Origin of the sequence: Brachyspira sp. SAP_772, from assembly GCF_009755885.1 — a bacterium.
Lineage (GTDB): Bacteria > Spirochaetota > Brachyspiria > Brachyspirales > Brachyspiraceae > Brachyspira.
In genome coordinates, this window is the sequence record NZ_VYIX01000228.1 from 1 (window position 1) to 647 (window position 647).

The window sequence follows — 647 nt, forward strand, 5'->3', positions numbered from 1 at the left end:
ATTAGAAGTTATGTTTTTCAGCCTTATCAGATGGTAAAAGATTTGAGAACTGGTCATGAAACTGGTAATATGAACTCTGTTATGGACGGTAATATTGACGAGTTTATATCTGCTTATCTTAAACAGCAAATAAAAAAATAATTATAAAGTATTTCTATAGTTATACGATTATAAAAACAGTATTGAAATTTATTAAAACATTTCAATTAAATCTTAATTAAAAATGGAATTTATAATCAATGTCTAATAAAAAGTTTAATTTAAAAATTGCTACTATWGCTTCTTGGGTACTATTATTTTTCKCTTGGATATTTTTCTATGCAGTTACACAAAGACCTACTGCTGTTTTTTGGGTTGTATTAGCTGTAACATTAATACTTACGGCAATTACTGTTATAATAGAAAAAAATAATATAATTTCTCTATTAAAAACAAGATTTGTTCATAAAGCTTTTTTTGGCATACTTTCTCTTATTATAATTTTAGCTATWTTRGTAGGGCTTTATATTATAAGTATAAACTTCCCAATAAGATTTGATTTAACACAAAATAAATCATACACAGTTTCTCAGCAAACTATGGATGTAATTTCTAGAATAGATAGTCCTCTTTCAATAGTTGTTTTAAGGTCTCCAAGTACCGATCCT

General features: G+C 25.7%; 2 pseudogenes. Both read left to right on the forward strand.

What is annotated here, in order from left to right:
• Positions 1-141: pseudogene (prfB, locus tag GQX97_RS13720) on the forward strand (peptide chain release factor 2); the annotation flags it as partial.
• A gap of 98 nt (positions 142-239) precedes the next feature.
• A pseudogene (locus GQX97_RS13725) lies at positions 240-647 on the forward strand (GldG family protein); the annotation flags it as partial.